This is a genomic window from Clostridioides sp. ES-W-0018-02 (assembly GCF_020658175.1).
Taxonomy (GTDB): Bacteria; Bacillota; Clostridia; order Peptostreptococcales; family Peptostreptococcaceae; genus Clostridioides.
Genome location: NZ_JACVVY010000008.1, coordinates 85,029 through 102,516, shown reverse-complemented (window position 1 = coordinate 102,516; position 17,488 = coordinate 85,029). Strand labels below are relative to the sequence as shown.

Here is a 17,488-nt window from a genome sequence, read left to right as displayed (position 1 = left end):
CTATTTTTCAACTAGTAAGTCTGCAACCTTATATATTGGACCAGCACCAGCAGTTATTACTAAATCATTATCATTAACATTTTCACGTAAATATTTTACTATATCTTCAAATTCTTTTATGTAGATAGCATCTACGTTGTTTTGATATAATTTTTCAACTAAATCTTTAGAGTGTATATCTCCTGGATCATCTTCTCTTGCAGCATATATGTCTGTTATGATAACTTTATCAGCAGCATAGAAAGCTTCTGAAAATTCTCCTAAAAGAGATTTTGTTCTAGTGTAAGTATGTGGCTGGAAGATGCACCATAAAGTTGATTTTTTTAACTTTTTAGCAGCAGCTAAAGTAGCCTTTAATTCAGTTGGATGATGTGCATAATCATCTATTACTAAGGCATTTTTGTAGTATCCTTTAGATTCAAATCGTCTTCCTACACCTTTATATATTTTTAAATTTTTTCTTATAGTCTCTAAATCAATACCAGAAACAAGAGCTGCCATTATAGCAGAAGAAGCATTGTATATATTATGAAGACCATATACAGAAAGCTCGAATTCTCCCAAATCTTTTCCTTGATACTCTATTTTAAATATCCCATGACCACTATTATCAAAATGTATGTCTTTTATTACAGCATCATTGTCAGAATCTCTACCATATTTTATAATAGTAGCTTTGACATCATATAATATGTCATCTACATTTTCATCATCACCATTTATTATGAAATATCCATCTGGAGGTAAAAGTTTACCAAATTTATTAAAAGAAGCTTTGATTTCGTCTATACCTGAGAAATAATCAAGATGGTCTTCCTCAACATTTAAAACTATAGATATCTTAGGATTAAAATTAAGGAAACTATCTACATATTCACATGCTTCAGTTATAAAATGGTTAGAATTACCTATCTTAACATTACCACCTATCATGCTTAAGTTACCACCAACTAGTATAGTTGGGTCTAAGTCTGCATATTCAAAAATTGTAGACAACATAGATGTTGTAGAAGTCTTTCCATGTGTACCAGAAACTGCTATAGAGTTTTTATATTCTCTCATAATCTGGCCTAAAAAAGTAGCTCTGTTCATTATTAATTTATTCTTTTCTCGAGCAGCTATAAGTTCTTCATTATCTGGGTGAACTGCTGCAGTATAAACAACCATATTTACATCATCTGATATATTTTCTTTTTTTTGACCGATATAGATGTTTGCCCCTTGATCCCTAAGTTTGTCTAATAGATATGATTCGTTTGAATCCGAACCTGAAACCTGATAACCCTTATTGATACATATTTCGGCTAATGCACTCATGCTGATACCGCCAATTCCTATAAAGTGTATATTCATAATAAAACCACCTTTCTTTTTAATTAAGTCCTACAATATGAACTATTTTTGTGGTATAATAATATAATGTTCAATATTTTATAATTAATATGCATATAATATTATATGTATTTTATTTTTGAATATAATAAAACATAAGTAATATTATACCACAATACGAATTGTTATGCATTATTTAGTTTAACGTTATATAAAGGTATTTGTAGGAGGAAATAGTAATGAAATTTAAAAGAACAGAGAGAATTGGAGCAATAGTTAAAATACTATCTGATAATCCAAATAAAATATATACATTAAGTTATTTTACAAATCAATTTAATGCAGCAAAATCCACAATAAGTGAAGATTTATTAGTTGTAAAAAATGTATTTGAAAAACTACATTTAGGGAAAGTTATAACTATCTCAGGTGCAGCAGGAGGAGTAAAATATATACCTAAAACTTCTATAGCAGAAAATGCAGAGTTTTTAATGGAATTATGTGAGAAAATATGTGACACATCTAGAATACTATCTGGTGGTTTTTTATACTTAATTGATTTAATTTATGACCCTACAATAGCTGCTAAGATAGGAAAAATATTTGCTTCAAACATTGAATATGTAGATGCAGATTATGTTGTAACAATGGAAACAAAAGGTATACCTATGGCACTTATGACTGCAAAGGCTATGAATTTGCCTTTAGTTATAATAAGGAAAGACATAAAAGTATCAGAAGGTCCTACCCTTAGTATGACATATGTAAGTGGAAATAATTCGAAGGTTGAGAGTATGAGTTTACCAAGAAGGGCTCTTAAACCAGATAGTAAAGTTATAATTATAGATGATTTCATGAGGGGTGGAGGTACTATAAAAGGAATGGTAGACCTTATGAATGAATTTGGAGCAGAGGTTATAGGTACTGGAGTATTTATATCTACAACAAATCCTTCAGAAAAAATGGTAAAAGATTATATATCACTAATTCAGTTAGATGTTACTGGAGATAAAATAGTAGTTGAACCAAATTTAAAAACTTTTAAAGATGAATATAGAAATGAAGAATTAGATGAAGAAAATGATTCAGAATTTGAATTTGAAATAGATGAAGATTAATAAAAAAAATATTTAGAAAAATATGTAAAAATAAAAAGAGGATATCCCTAGTTGTCCATAGAATTACTTAAAAAACAGTTTATATTAATTTATTCCAACAATAATAATTTTAATATAAATTAATTTCTGTCAAAATCAAAGGGGGATATATTGGTATGAAGATAACTGACGTAAGAGTAAGAAAATTAACAGAAGAAGGCAAGATGAAATGTATAGTTTCAATAACTTTTGATAATTTGTTTGTAGTGCATGATATAAAAGTTATAGAAGGCCACAATGGGTTATTTATAGCAATGCCTAGCAGAAAAGTAGGCGAAGGAAATTTCAGAGACATAGCTCATCCAATAAATGCAGAAATGAGACAAGTTTTAGAAGATGCAGTTTTACAAGCGTATCATGAAGCATTAGTTCAATGGGAAGTAGCTGCTGAATAACAATAAATATAAAATGGAGAGAGCCCGAACATTTAGGCTCTTTTTAAATGTAGAATTTGCATTAAAATATGTACTTTTTAGTAAAAAAGTGCTATATTATTAGTGATAATGTATATGTTGTATACAAATTGTTAAATAAATGTATTATAATGTATATTGATTGAGATAATAATACGAATAAAATTAAATTAGATTGAATGGAGTGTATCAATGAACTTTAAAGCTATAATCCTTGCCGCTGGCAAAGGAACAAGAATGAAGTCTAAATACCCAAAAGTTATACATAAAGTATGCGGAAAAGAAATGGTCAACCATATTATAGATGTTTCAAAAAAATCAGGTGTAAAGGATACTGTTGTAATTTTGGGGCATGAAGCGGATGTAGTAAAAGAAAAACTTGCAGAAGAAACTATGATAGCTATGCAAACAGAACAGCTTGGAACAGGACATGCTGTAAAAATGGCTAAAGAATATATAAATGATGACGATATAATAGTTGTACTTTGTGGAGATACTCCACTTATAAAGGAAGAAACATTAAAGAAATTATTTGATTTCCATATAGAAAATAAATATCATGCCACAGTTCTTACAACAAAAGTTGGAAATCCAACAGGTTATGGTAGAATAATAAGAGATAAGAAGGGTGACCTTCTTAAAATAGTGGAACAAAAAGATGCAAATTCAGAAGAAAAAATGATAAGTGAGATAAATTCTGGGATATACTGTTTTAATGGAAAGAGTCTTAGAGAAGCATTAGATTTGTTAAATAATAACAATGCACAAGGTGAATATTATTTAACTGATACTGCTAAAATAATGAGAGACAAGGGCTTAAAAGTTGGTGCATTTGCAGGTTCAACTATTGAAGAACTTATGGGTGTTAACTCAAGAGTGGAATTATCAAAGGCAGAAGAAATTATGAGAAGAAGAATAAATGAATCTCATATGGTAAATGGAGTGACTATAATAAACACTAACTCTACCTACATAGAATCTGATGTTGAGATAGGTAATGATACTATAATATATCCAGGGGTTATGTTACAAGGAAAAACAAAGATAGGTTCAGATTGTATAATTGGAATGAACTCATCTATAACAAACTCAGAAATAGGAAATGGTACAGAAATAAAAAATTCAACGATACTTGATAGTAAAGTTGGAGATAATACTACTGTTGGACCATATGCATATTTAAGACCGAAAACTAACTTAGGAAACAATGTAAAAATAGGTGATTTTGTAGAGGTAAAAAATGCTGTTATAGAAGATGGTTCAAAAGCATCTCATCTTTCTTATATAGGAGATGCGCATGTTGGAAAAAATGTAAATATTGGATGTGGAGTAGTATTTGTAAACTATGATGGTAAAAATAAATTTAAGTCAATAGTTAAAGATGATGCGTTTATAGGTTCAAATTCTAATTTAGTTGCACCAGTAGTTGTAGAAGAAAAAGGATATATAGCAACAGGTTCAACAATAACACATGATGTCCCAGATGGAGCTTTAGCAATAGCAAGACAAAGACAAGTTGTTAAAGAAGGATGGGTAGAAAAGAAGAATCAAAAAGATAATCAAGGTAAGTAGTTATTTAGTTTATTATTTTGGCTAATAAAATTAGCTCGAAATTATTATAAATTATATTCATTAGGATTTTAAAATTTTCAGGAGGGTTACATAAATGAATACTAGCGGAAGCGAGATTAAAATTATTGCAGGTAATTCATCGAAAGAGTTAGCACAAAAAATAGCTGACTATATAGGTGTATCAGTGCTAGACTGTGAAGTAGGTACATTTAGTGATGGTGAAATATGTGTAAACATGAATGAGACAGTAAGAGGTTGTGATGTGTTTGTAGTACAATCTACTAATAGTCCAGTAAATGATAACTTAATGGAGTTATTAATCTTAATTGATGCATTAAAGAGAGCATCAGCAGGAAGAATAACAGCAGTTATTCCTTACTATGGATATGCAAGACAAGATAGAAAAGCTAAGGCAAGAGATCCAATCACTGCTAAATTAGTTGCAAACTTAATAACTGCTGCTGGGGCAGACAGAGTATTAACAATGGATTTACATGCAGCTCAAATACAAGGATACTTTGATATACCACTAGACCACTTATTAGGTGGAACAATATTAGCAGATTACTTCAATGAAAAGAAAATAGAAGATTTAGTAGTAGTATCTCCAGATTTAGGAAGTGTTACTAGATCAAGAAAGTTTGCTAATACTTTAAATGGAGAAGTTCCAATAGCGATAATAGATAAGAGAAGACCAAAAGCTAATGTATGTGAAGTTATGAACTTAATAGGTGATGTTAAAGGTAAAAATGTTATACTATTAGATGATATGATAGATACAGCTGGAACAATCGTTAATGCTGCAAATGCGCTTAAAGAGTTTGGAGCAAAAGATGTTTATGCTTGTTGTACTCATGGTGTATTATCAGGACCAGCTATTGAAAGAATTTCTAATTCAGAAATAAGTGAGTTAATAGTTCTTGATACTATACAACTTCCTGAAGAAAAAAGAATAGATAAGATAAAAATAAAAACAGTAGCTCCTTTATTTGGAGATGCTATAAGAATGATATTCTCTAATGAATCAGTAAGTAAATTATTTTAATTAATTAGATTTATAAGAGTTGCTTAAAGTAAGTTTTTAAGCAACTCTTTTTTAATATCTAATTTATGTATTAGTATAATTTATTGGAGTTGTATGTGTGTATATAAAAGTAAATGTTTCTTGTAAAACATGTGGATAAGTAATTAAAAACTAAATTTAATAAAAAATATAAAATTATGAATATTACGAATATAAAAAATATTTGGAAAAATCATTGAAAAAGTTTGAATTATGTAGTATTATGTAAATATAAATTAAAGAAAGAGGTGTTTCCAATGGGAAGGATTGAAGATGAACCCCTAATAATTAATTGATTCAGCCACAATCTAAAGTAAATATAAAAATCTATTGAAAGTTTATTTATAAGAATTGAAAATAGTATCTATTCTATATCTTTAGTGTTTGTGAGAGGGTTCTGGATTATATAAAGTTACTGTAAAGAAAGTAATTTTGTACGATAAGCATATATATAGATGAAGAGTTTCATTTATATAGTGATTGTGGCTGAATCATAACTGCAAGAATATAGAATGTTTATATATAGATGTTTTTAATAAAATACTATATTGTAATAGCTTTTAGCTTTCAAATAAATATTAGCAAAGGATGGAAATGACAATGATAAAACTAAATGATAATTTATAAATATCTCCTTACGATATATGATAATTGTAGGGAGATGTTTCTTTTTTTGTATAGTATAATTACTTTCGGAAATTATGTTTGAATATGTTAAAGTTTGGTATATATAAATAATATAAACTGTATTGCTAAAATGTGGTAACTATTATATAATATAAGTGGATATGTATCTCTATTATGAGTTATATATCATTCTAAATTTAATAAAATAGAAACGTTGATGTATGTTCTGTAATGTGGGCACCTTGGAACATATTGAGTTAGTGGTGCAACCGGCTATGAAATTGTATTTATGATACTTTTATTTTCATAGTTTTTTTTGTTCAAAAAAATGGTTATATGCTAGAAATAAATCTGGTTAGTACGTGTAAATAATTTTACTTAGATTTTTAACCAGATATATTATAATTAAGTATTAATTAAAAAAATTGAGGGGGAATAAAAATGAAGTTAAGAAAGAATAAAAAAGGTTTCACTTTAGTGGAATTATTGGTAGTAATTGCAATTATAGGTATATTAGCAGTAGTGGCAGTTCCAGCTTTATTTAGTAATATAAACAAAGCTAAGGTAGCAAGTGTTGAGTCTGATTATAGTTCAGTTAAAAGTGCAGCATTGTCTTATTATGCAGATACTAACACATTACCTACAGATATAAAAACGCACTTAAAATCATACTTGGAATCTGATATAGAAAATTCTGATATTGGTGGAACTTATGATTTAGTTAAAGTTAGTAATAATAAAAAATTAGCATTATTGATAGATGGCGCAACAATAACAAAAGAACAAGCGAACAAACTAGTATCTGATATAGGGGAAGATAAGGTTTATACAGATGAAAATCTTTCTAGTAAGTTAACTAGTGCTTTAGATAAAGGTGATATATACATCATTCTTATAGATAATTTAGAGGATAATGGTAGTAGTGGTAATTAATAGTAAATAATATATTTATTATTTGATTATATTTAAGTTTAATTATAAATTTAATGAAAAAGGCAGGAAGAAAATCTTCCTGTCTTTTATACTATTTTCTTTAATGTCCAATCACAAATGATGATATAATTGAGATAGTAAAGGAGTGAAATCTGTGGCTAAAAAAGTTAGAATAGGAGACAAACTGGTTGAAAAAGGATACATAACAGAAGACCAGCTTAAATGGGCATTATCAGAACAAAAAAACAGTGGAAAAAGACTAGGAGAATTTCTAGTACAAGAAGGTCTTATAGATAGTAACTTATTAATAAGTGTATTAAAAGAACTTTTGGATATAGAAAGTGTATTTTTAGAAGGAACAGAAATAGACACATTAGCTACAAAAATGGTTCCAGAAAATATATGTAAAAGATATGCGATATTTCCATTCAAAATCGATGGAGACAAGATATGTCTAGCCATGTCAGACCCACAAGACAGAGAAGCAGTTCAAGATGTAAGACGTATGTCAGGTAAAGATGTCGAAATATTTATATCAAGTGCAGAAGATATAAACAAAGCAATAGGTCATGCTTATGCACATTCAGAAATAAATAAAGCAATGACTGAATACAACAAAAACAAGACTGGTGGAATTAGAGAAACAGTAATCCTTGAAGAGGATGTAAATGCTGCTCCAATAGTAAGACTAGTAAATAATATACTAGAAAATGCTGTTAGAATGGAGGCCAGTGATATACATATAGAACAAAGCGAAAATTACATGCGTGTTAGATTTAGAATAGATGGAATGTTAAGAGAATATATGAGAATGAACTCTGCTCCATACAAAGCGGTAATAAGTCGTATAAAAATAATGTCAGATATAAATATATCTGAAAAGCGGATTCCACAAGATGGTAGAATATATTTAAAAGTAGATAATAAACCTATAGATTTTAGGGTTTCTACAATGCCTACTAATAGGGATGAAAAAATAGCAATGAGAGTACTTGATAAGAGTAATTTTATGGTAAGTAAAGAAGTACTAGGAATAGATGAACATGGCTCTAAGATATATGATGAGTTAATAAATACTCCTTATGGGCTTATATTGGTAGTTGGACCTACTGGAAGTGGAAAAACTACTACATTATATTCAATGCTAAATCAATTGAATACGGAAAATAGAAATTTATTAACGATAGAAGACCCTATAGAGTATGAACTACCTGGTGTAAATCAATCTCAAATAAATGAGAAGGCAGGACTTACTTTTGCCAGTGGGCTTAGAGCCTTTATGCGTCAAGACCCAGATATAATAATGGTTGGAGAGATAAGAGATACAGAAACTGCTGAAATAGCAATTAGAGCTTCTCTTACAGGACATTTAGTTTTAAGTACATTACATGCAAATACAGCAGTCGGAGCGATTTCACGTCTTTTAGATATGGATGTGGAAAGTTTTTTGATAACTTCATCTCTTTTAGGGGTAATATCTCAAAGGCTGACACGAAAAATATGTGAACATTGTAGAATTTCATATGAGGCAGACACTGGAGAAAAAAAGGCTCTTGGCATTGATGTAAACGAATCAGTGACTATCTATAAAGGACAGGGATGTGAAAGATGTAATAATACTGGATATAAGGGTCGTCTAGGTATATTTGAAATGCTTGAAATTACACCAGAAATAAAAGAGCTAATAGATTCATCTGCAAATCAAAGAGAAATTTTAAAGTTAGCTAAAAAACAAGGTATGATTAGTCTAAAAGAGGATATAGTTAAAAAGGTTTTAGGTGGAAAGACAACAGTAGAAGAAATGATTAGAATAATTTTGATGACTGATTAAGGGATGATATTATGAAAAGTTTTAAGTACACAATAATAAAAGAGGATGGGAAAAAGCAAACTGATGTGATTGAAGCTAATGATTTTAATGAAGCTAAAAGTCTTCTTAGAAAAAGAAATCTTAGAGTTCTTGAAATCAAAGAAAGTAAAAGTAAAAATATAAATATATCTTCTAGAAAGAGAAAAAAAGACTTAGGGGCTGACCAAATAAGCCATTTTTGCAGACAGTTTGCTATTATAGTATCTTCTGGTATAAATAGTATTTCTGGATTAGAAACATTAGCAGGAAGGTCAACTAATGTTACATTAAGAGAAGAAATAAATCGTATAGTAGCAGAGATAAAAATAGGTTCTACTATTGCTGACTCAATGCTTGCACCAAAGTCTAAGTTTCCAAAGTTACTTGGTGCTATGGTGGCTACAGGTGAGGCTACAGGTAAACTAGATGAAGTATTAAAAAGTATGGCTTCATTTTATTCCAGTGAGCATAGAGTTAAGCAAAAGCTTAGAAATGCAGCTACATACCCATTAATAGTTTTGATTTCTTCATTTATAATGATTTTTATATTTACAGCATTTATGGTACCTAAGATGATTAATTCAATCACAACAGTAGGTGCCACTCTTCCACTTGTAACAAGGATTGTTATGGGATTTGGTACATTTATGAAGACATTTTGGCCAATAGTACTTTTAGTTATTATACTGTCTATTTACCAATTTAAGAAGTATCTAAAAACACCAGTGGGTAGAGCTCAAAAGGATAGAGTTATAAATAAAATTCCTGTATTGGGAAAAGGTATAAACTGTATGGTGGCTACACGATTTTCAAGAGCATTGTATCTATTTGTATCAACTGGGTATCCATTAGTTCAAGGGCTCGATTATATTATAGATAGTGTAAATAATACTATGGCAGAAAAGATTTTAACATCAGCAAAAGATGGAATAACAAGAGGTGAAAGTCTAGCAGAAAACTTAGAAAGATATACGTATTTTGATTCAGTTTTAGTGCAGATGATAGCTATAGGGGAACAGACAGGGGAATTAGAGAACATAAGTAGACAGATGGCTGAATTCTATGAATATGAATCCGAAATTTATCTAAATAGAATGGCATCAATGATAGAACCTGTTTTAATAATTGCAGTTGGTATTATAGTTGCGGTACTGGTTGTATCAATATTCATGCCAATGCTTAGTATATATGATGCTATGTAGGAGGGAAAACAACAAATGAATAAGGTTTATGTATCATATTATGGTGATTCTATATCCATAGTTGAAGGCAGATACAAACATGATAAAGATAAATTTTATATAAAAAACTTTAATGTATTTTCAATAGAGGATATTGCTCAAGATTTTTCTAAAGAAAAGTATGCTCTATTGAGATATGCATTAGAAAATGTAAAGTTAAAATCAAAACATATAGTGTTTTGTTTGAATACGAGAGATGTAATTCTAAAACCTCAAAAGTTGCCTAAGATGGATAAAAAAGATTTAGATGGATTTATGAAGCTAGAAATGGATGAAATGATGGCCCTGGAATCAGATGAGTATGTATTTTCATATGAAGTATCTAGTGAGATATCTGATAGGTCAGAAGGTGAAGAGGCTAGTTTAAATCTGATTATTGGGGCTATAAAGAAAGAAGAAATAAATGCAATTGTAGATATAATACATGAATTTGATTTGGTATTGGATAGAATAGATACATTATCAACAGCTTATTTAAGAATTCTCAAGAATTTAGATTACAATGATATAATGGTGACAAATATAAGCGATAATAGCACAATTATAAACATATATAAAAAAGATACTTTATTTATTAGTGATAATATACCAATAAGAATAACTGCTAAAGATATGGAAATGCAATTATTAAATGTGGTCGAAGAGTCAAAAGGACTTATGAATTACTATTCGTCAAGAAACTTTGGTAAGGTAACAGACACTATATTGATATTGGGGAAAAGGTACTCTAATAAATTAATTTATGAGGCTTTTAGTTCTGCATTTTCAAACTATGTTTCTCAAGGTCTTACAGAGATAATGGATATAGCTGATATGGTATCTGGTGATATAGATGAAGATGATATAAATTCAATTGTAGAACTTTTAGGTTGTATGATAGAGCCTAAAGACAAAAAAGATTTTGAAAATATAAATTTTCTACCAATAGATATACTTAGAAAACAAATGAAAGCTAAACAAATAAAAAGTGTAATGAAAATGGCACCTGTGGTTATTTTAGTGATTTCTATTCCATATTTATGTTTAATTTTTTCAAACAGTTTAGCTAATAAAGAACTTGAAAATGTAAATGATGAAATAAGAAATATTGAGTCTGCTTACTATCAAATTGGAAATATAGAAAAAATGATACAAAGTAAAACAGAAGAAATAAAGGTATATGATATGTTAATTGGGAAAAAGGTAAAATGGGAAAATCTATTGGATGATATAGATAAAAATACTCCAAGTAGAGTTGAACTAATGAGTTTATCAACGACTTATCAAAATCTTGGAACTACTAATAAAACTGAGAACTCAAATAACAATAAAACTACCACAAATAAATCAAGTAGTAATGAAACAAAATCAAATACAAAAAGTAGTAGTGATGGAGATAAAGCCAGCAGTGATTTAAATGAAGATAAGACTACAAATGTGTCAGAAGCATTAACTGGAGATAGTGGAACTGATAGTGCTGATACAGATAAAGATGATAAAACACCATTATATGATAAGATACCAAATGTTATAAACATAGAAGGAAATGCTAAAGATTCTTCTTATGTAGGTCAGTTTTTATATAAATTAAAGGGCTTGTATTATTTTGAAGATGTTAAACTGCATAGCATAAAAAGCAATGAAGAGAATTCCAACTATACATTTAATATGACATTATACCTGAAAGAAGGTGTATTAACTAATGAATAAGGACATATTTAAAAAAGATATAAAAGATATATTTAAAATGGAAGTTAGTCTAAAGGGAATACTTATAAAAGTTGTAATTTTACTTGCTATTTTATCCTATGGATATTTTGGACTTTATCCACAATATGAGAAATATGTTTCTACAAAAAATTCTGTAAAACAAGCTACACAAAAACTAAATACATATAAAGAGAAAACAGCTCTTATGCCAAAATATGAAAAACAACTTAAAAATATTGAAACTGAATTAAATGAAAAAAGTAAAAACCTATTATATGATATGCAAGATGGTCTGTTTCTAATTGGTTTAGACAAGAAAATGAAAACATATAATATTGACTTAACTAGCTATGATGTTGGAAATATTAGAGAATATGAACATTTTTATGGAATATCAACAACAATAAGTGTTAGAGGGGACTATAGAAATGTTAAAAAATTGATGGCTTATTTAGAAGAGCAAAAAAATGTTACTCAGATATTAGACTATACTATGACTTCATATATAGAGCCAGAAAAAGAAGAACAAGAGACAACAAGTAATAAAGACTTAATTAAAAATGTGAACATAAATAAAGATACAAAAATATATTGGGTAGAAGGCGAAGATAAATGGCATTTATATAATGACTGTCCATTGATAAAAGAAGGAGAAATTCTTAAGAATGACAAACTTTTAGATAGGTCAACAAGTTATCTATGTAACACTTGTGTACTTAGAGCTGCAACAGAAAAAGAAACAAAAAAAGAAGTAGCGACTCCAGAGGCAGAAGGTGTAGTAGAGGCTACATTTAAATTTATAATGTATACTAAAGAAAATACTACAATGGTACTTGATACAGATAATCCATCTTCATGGAGACCAGGAAAATATAATCCATTTAAATCTAGTGCAAAATAAAACCAAATAGGTTTTAAAGATAGGTGATGAGCTTGTACAAAAACAATGAAAGAGGTCTTACTTTATTAGAAATAATAGTAGCTGTATTTATATTGACTATAGTTTTAAGCATTTCTTATAAAGTATTTAATGGTATAACATCAGCAGTAAAAAAACAACAAATCATTACAGATGCTCAAGTAAATATTAATTTAATTAATAAATATTTAAATAGAGACTTAGAAAACTGTAAGGATGTAACAAAGAACAGTTCAGGTAGTGGCTATGAATACAATATAGAAACTCCAGAGAATACAGTAAAGTATGAAGTATCTATAGATACCAAAAACAATACAGGAGTATACTCTGTAACAAGAATTCAAGAAAATACCACTAATACTGAAGATGCACTTAGAGAAGAAATAATTTCTAATCAACCATTAGTTCAAAACAATAAAGAAATGAAGGAAACGCCATTTAAAATAGAAAAACAAGCTGATAAATCTATTTATACAGTAAGTGTATATTATAATGAATCAGCTCAAGAAGGCCAGAAAAGCAGTGATTTAAATAATAAGACTTATACATTTGATGTTATGTCAAGAATTGGGTAAATGGGAATTTATTTAAAAAATAAGTAGGTTGATAAAATATGAGTAAAAAGAGTAATGAAAAAGGATTTTCTTTAATTGAAGTATTAGTAGCTATGGCGATTATGGGAATTATATTATTTGCATTTTTTAATATTATCAATACTAATGAAAAGGCCAACACTAAAAATGAAGCAGATATAAGTTCCTTAAATTATGTTCAAAGTGAAATAGAGAACTTAAGAGAGAAAATAAAAAGTGGAACATTTGATTTTGACAGTCTGGATAAGCGAGAAGATGGAACAGTGGAATATGAAAAATTAATAGATAAATCAAACAAAGTCGTATATGATAAAGTACTTAACAAGGATGATGTGAGTTTATATGATACTCCATATAAAGAGATTACAACAGTAGAAGATAAAGACGGAAATATAATTGACAAGGAAAGTATTACAAACAAAGTAAAGGTTATTGTAGATGATAAAAGTGGTCAAATATACAAAATAACTGCAACGGGAAAAAGCATGAATGACTATTCAAGTAAAAAAGAAGTTAAAATTGTAACTGAAATATTTAAAGATAAATAATTTTACTTGGGGGTGAGATTTTGAGGAAGTATAATAAGATAAAAAACGAAAGAGGGGCGGCATTAGTTTTAGTTTTGGTTGTAGTAGCATTGCTTTCTATTGTTGGATTGACATTTTCAAATCAGATAGCTAATAGAATAAAATCTACAAAGACTACTAATGAGGGTATACAGGCCAAGTATCTAGCAGATACATGTGTGGAAAATAGTGTTGATAAAGCATATGAAAAATTGTATGATGAGCTTGAAAAAATAGATAATGAACTTAAAAGTGAAAATCAAGAAAAATCAATATCAAGGTCAGCATTAAGAAATATATCAAGTTTGGAACTTAATAATCAAGATGAGGAAAATCTTCCAGTGGAGAGACTTGGGTATATGAATAATATAAAGTTCTATTTAAATAAAGCTGCTCCAGATTTAGAAAAAGCTAGTATAGAGTTAAAAAAATTACAGGGTTTAAATATATTTGAGGATAGGGATATTGAAGATATAGCTGAAACTATTCTTTCACATAGAGATTCTACATTAAGAATTTGTAAGACTTATACTTCTGGAGATATCAGTAAAATAAATGAAAGTATTTTGGTTGGAGATATAGATTCAACTACATTACTTCAGGCAAAGTTAGTAAATAATGATATTCTTTTAAAAATGTTTTTAGAAGGAAATAAAGTTGAAAATGAACATTTAAATGGGACATTTTCATACACTTATAAAGCTTTAGATAGTATTTCTTTGGCAATGCAAAATATGATTGAATACAGACATACATTTCATATTGATGAACCAAAAGTAGAAATATCTGATGGAATTCCAGATTCTCAACAATATTATGACTTAATACAAAATCCTATAATAAATGGGAAGAGATATGGTTGGAATAGTAACTGGGATACATTAGAAAACTTGTTAAAACTCTTACCAAATCAAACTGAAGGATTTAATGCTTTGAGGGTTCACTTGAGAAATAATGTAAGGAAATTTGAAAAATTAAGTGAGAATATATATAGTGGAAATAAAAATACAGCAGAAGATTTTTTGGAATATAAAGAGTTACTATATGAGATATCAGACCAATGTAATCAGTTAAAAAGTATGTCTTATGAGAAAATACCTGTTAAATATGATAATATGACTTTGATAACAACTTTTGATTATATACAAAATGAGCTTTTAGCGGAGATAAAATGTAGACTGAAGGAATTAAAACCTCAAGAAGTTGATAAAACAGAAGATGCTACTATAAAAATACCTTTTTATAAAGCTGACTACGACATGACGAAAGAAAGCTGGCCAGAATTAAAAGAAAATGGCTCAGGGGCAGAGTTAAGTTTAGTAGTAACTGGTGATAAAGATGGAATAAAAGAGGTAGAAGTTAAAGATGGACAAAAAAATATTCTTGGATTAGGTGTTGAAGAAAACTCAAATTCAAAATATGAAGTTGAAGCTAAAGTTAAATTTAATATAAATGTAGATTCAAATATATTAGATAATTATGACATAAAAGATAAAATTTCAATTAGTCATGACATAAGTTCGTACAAAAAAGTAAACTAAACACAAAACTATAACTTAGTATAAACTAATAAGTAATAAAATGACTTTGTATGTTTATTACTAAAAAAGTAAGTAAATTAATAAAAGATATGGAGAATAAATATTATGTATATTTATGATTTATTAGAGCAAGCAATAAGTTTAAATGCATCAGATATACACATAACAGTTGGTACAAATCCTGTAGCTAGAGTAAAAGGTGGATTTGTAAAGCTAAGTGAACAAATCTTGACACCAGAGATAACGATGCAAATGGCAAAAGACATAGCAGGGGAATCTATGTTTAAAGTAATAGAAGAACATGGAGAAGCTGATTTTTCAGCTTCTCTAAAAACTGGAGAAAGATTTAGGGTAAACTCCTATAGACAAAAAGGAAATTATGCAATAGCAATAAGAACTATAACAGCAGAAATACCAACTTTTGAGAAACTAGGACTTCCAGAAAACATAAAATCTTTTACTGAAAGACATAAAGGATTGGTTTTAGTTGCAGGACCTACAGGAAGTGGTAAAAGTACAACACTTGCAAGTATGATAAATATAATAAATGAAACGCAACAAAAACATATAATTACACTAGAAGACCCAATAGAGTATGTCCATCACCATAAACAAAGTTTAGTAAACCAAAGAGAAGTAGGAACTGATACAGAAAGTTTTCACTCAGCTCTTAGAGCTATTTTACGTCAAGACCCAGATGTAATACTAATAGGGGAAATGAGAGACCCTGAGACTGTGTCAATAGCGTTAACAGCCGCAGAAACAGGACATCTAGTATTTTCAACACTACATACAGTTGGTGCTGCTAAGACAATAGACAGAATAGTGGACATGTTCCAGCCAGCCCAACAACAACAAATAAAAACTCAATTGTCTACAGTGTGTGAAGGGGTAGTATCACAACAATTACTTCCTACATCAGATGGGAAGGGTAGGATAGCTGCAATTGAATTGATGTTTGCAACACCAGCAATAAAAAACCTAATAAGAGAAGGAAAAACATATCAAATTCCAAATATGATACAAACTGGAGTTAAAGCAGGTATGAAAACTATGGATCAAGATTTAATGGAACTTTATAAAAATGGAAAGATTACAAAAGATATGGCACTTAGTAGATGTACTGACCAAGAATTTATGACTAGAATGATAGGTGGAGTAAGTTATAATGGAAATTATAGTCGTTAATTTATATGTATTTGTAGTTGGGCTAGTATTTGGAAGTTTCTTTAATGTTTGTATTTTTAGGATTCCAGAAGGTATATCTATCTCTAGTCCCCCATCTCATTGTATGAGTTGCAATACTAGATTAAAGACTATGGACTTAATACCAGTTTTTAGCTATTTAATGAGTGGGAGAAAATGCAGATATTGTGGTGAGAAAATTTCTAGTAGATATGCTATAGTAGAGTTAATTACAGGAATTTTATTTTTAACAGTATTTATGGTTTATGGAATATCCATATCAACTATTTATTATTTGGTTCTTGTATCTTTATTAATTGTAATAACATTTATAGATATTGACCACTTTATAATACCAGATAGGATAATAGTTTTTGGGGCTATATTTGCTATAATTTTTAATCTTCTACTAAAAGAAGTTTCAATTAAAGATTCTATTATAGGTGCTTTTGTATGTGGAGGAAGCGTTTGGCTTATAGTAGTTCTAATTGAATTCATAATAAAAAAAGAATGCATGGGTGGAGGAGATATTAAACTATTCGCAATGTTAGGCTTATATATGGGTGCTAAAAATGGTCTTTTAACAGCTTTACTGAGTGTTTATGTAGGAGCAGTATATGGAATTTGTGTGATAGTTTTGAGCAAGATAAAGGGAAAGAAATACAATTCTGTTATACCTTATGGGCCATTTATATCAATTGGAGCATTAATAACAATTTTATTTGGAAGACAATTACTTGAATTTTACTTTTCTATACTTATGTAGAGGATAGTTAAGTTTAATGTAATTTTAATTTTTATAAAAGTG

Annotated in this window: 15 protein-coding genes and 1 riboswitch; of the genes, 14 read left to right on the top strand and 1 reads right to left on the bottom strand. The window is 28.9% G+C overall.

The window, feature by feature from the left end; genetic code table 11:
• Entirely contained in the window at positions 1-1,353 is a 1,353-nt protein-coding gene (murC, locus tag IC219_RS16310) for a UDP-N-acetylmuramate--L-alanine ligase (protein WP_227436333.1), read from the bottom strand.
• Positions 1,354-1,571: 218 nt separating this feature from the next.
• Here murC and purR point away from each other — a divergent pair, with 218 nt between their 5' ends.
• The 14 genes from purR to IC219_RS16240 all read left to right on the top strand — a co-directional run bounded on the left by purR (position 1,572) and on the right by IC219_RS16240 (position 17,446).
• Positions 1,572-2,450 carry a pur operon repressor gene (gene purR / locus IC219_RS16305; protein WP_227436331.1) on the top strand — a complete coding sequence of 293 codons (879 nt, stop codon included), beginning with the start codon at positions 1,572-1,574 and terminating at the stop codon, positions 2,448-2,450.
• A gap of 155 nt (positions 2,451-2,605) precedes the next feature.
• A complete protein-coding gene (gene spoVG, locus IC219_RS16300; RefSeq protein ID WP_003421453.1) occupies positions 2,606-2,884 on the top strand; it encodes a septation regulator SpoVG in 279 nt (92 codons plus the stop codon).
• Between the two features lie 210 nt (positions 2,885-3,094).
• Entirely contained in the window at positions 3,095-4,474 is a 1,380-nt protein-coding gene (gene glmU / locus IC219_RS16295; protein WP_227436330.1) for a bifunctional UDP-N-acetylglucosamine diphosphorylase/glucosamine-1-phosphate N-acetyltransferase GlmU, read from the top strand.
• Between the two features lie 94 nt (positions 4,475-4,568).
• Positions 4,569-5,519, top strand: coding sequence for a ribose-phosphate diphosphokinase (locus tag IC219_RS16290; protein WP_054271950.1), 951 nt, complete (start codon positions 4,569-4,571; stop codon positions 5,517-5,519).
• Positions 5,520-6,362: 843 nt separating this feature from the next.
• Positions 6,363-6,448: riboswitch (cyclic di-GMP riboswitch) on the top strand.
• Between the two features lie 157 nt (positions 6,449-6,605).
• Complete coding sequence (locus tag IC219_RS16285) at positions 6,606-7,097, top strand: type II secretion system protein (RefSeq protein WP_227831530.1); 492 nt, start codon at positions 6,606-6,608, stop codon at positions 7,095-7,097.
• A gap of 154 nt (positions 7,098-7,251) precedes the next feature.
• The gene (locus IC219_RS16280) at positions 7,252-8,928 is read left to right on the top strand and encodes a GspE/PulE family protein (RefSeq protein ID WP_227831529.1); all 1,677 of its coding nucleotides are present in this window, start codon (positions 7,252-7,254) and stop codon (positions 8,926-8,928) included.
• Positions 8,929-8,939: 11 nt separating this feature from the next.
• Positions 8,940-10,148: a type II secretion system F family protein gene (locus IC219_RS16275; RefSeq protein WP_227436325.1), complete on the top strand. Its 1,209-nt coding sequence runs from the start codon at positions 8,940-8,942 to the stop codon at positions 10,146-10,148.
• 15 nt (positions 10,149-10,163) lie between these two features.
• Complete coding sequence (locus tag IC219_RS16270; RefSeq protein ID WP_227436323.1) at positions 10,164-11,876, top strand: PilN domain-containing protein; 1,713 nt, start codon at positions 10,164-10,166, stop codon at positions 11,874-11,876.
• Complete coding sequence (gene pilO, locus IC219_RS16265; protein ID WP_227831528.1) at positions 11,869-12,777, top strand: type 4a pilus biogenesis protein PilO; 909 nt, start codon at positions 11,869-11,871, stop codon at positions 12,775-12,777. Before IC219_RS16270 ends, pilO begins: the two co-directional genes overlap by 8 nt.
• 26 nt (positions 12,778-12,803) lie before the next feature.
• Complete coding sequence (locus IC219_RS16260; protein ID WP_227483599.1) at positions 12,804-13,370, top strand: prepilin-type N-terminal cleavage/methylation domain-containing protein; 567 nt, start codon at positions 12,804-12,806, stop codon at positions 13,368-13,370.
• A gap of 38 nt (positions 13,371-13,408) precedes the next feature.
• Entirely contained in the window at positions 13,409-13,936 is a 528-nt protein-coding gene (locus IC219_RS16255) for a prepilin-type N-terminal cleavage/methylation domain-containing protein (RefSeq protein WP_227436318.1), read from the top strand.
• 20 nt (positions 13,937-13,956) lie between these two features.
• Positions 13,957-15,495: a hypothetical protein gene (locus tag IC219_RS16250; protein ID WP_227483598.1), complete on the top strand. Its 1,539-nt coding sequence runs from the start codon at positions 13,957-13,959 to the stop codon at positions 15,493-15,495.
• 105 nt (positions 15,496-15,600) lie between these two features.
• The gene (locus tag IC219_RS16245; protein ID WP_227831527.1) at positions 15,601-16,683 is read left to right on the top strand and encodes a type IV pilus twitching motility protein PilT; all 1,083 of its coding nucleotides are present in this window, start codon (positions 15,601-15,603) and stop codon (positions 16,681-16,683) included.
• The gene (locus tag IC219_RS16240; RefSeq protein ID WP_227831526.1) at positions 16,664-17,446 is read left to right on the top strand and encodes an A24 family peptidase; all 783 of its coding nucleotides are present in this window, start codon (positions 16,664-16,666) and stop codon (positions 17,444-17,446) included. Before IC219_RS16245 ends, IC219_RS16240 begins: the two co-directional genes overlap by 20 nt.
• Positions 17,447-17,488: the final 42 nt, after the last annotated feature.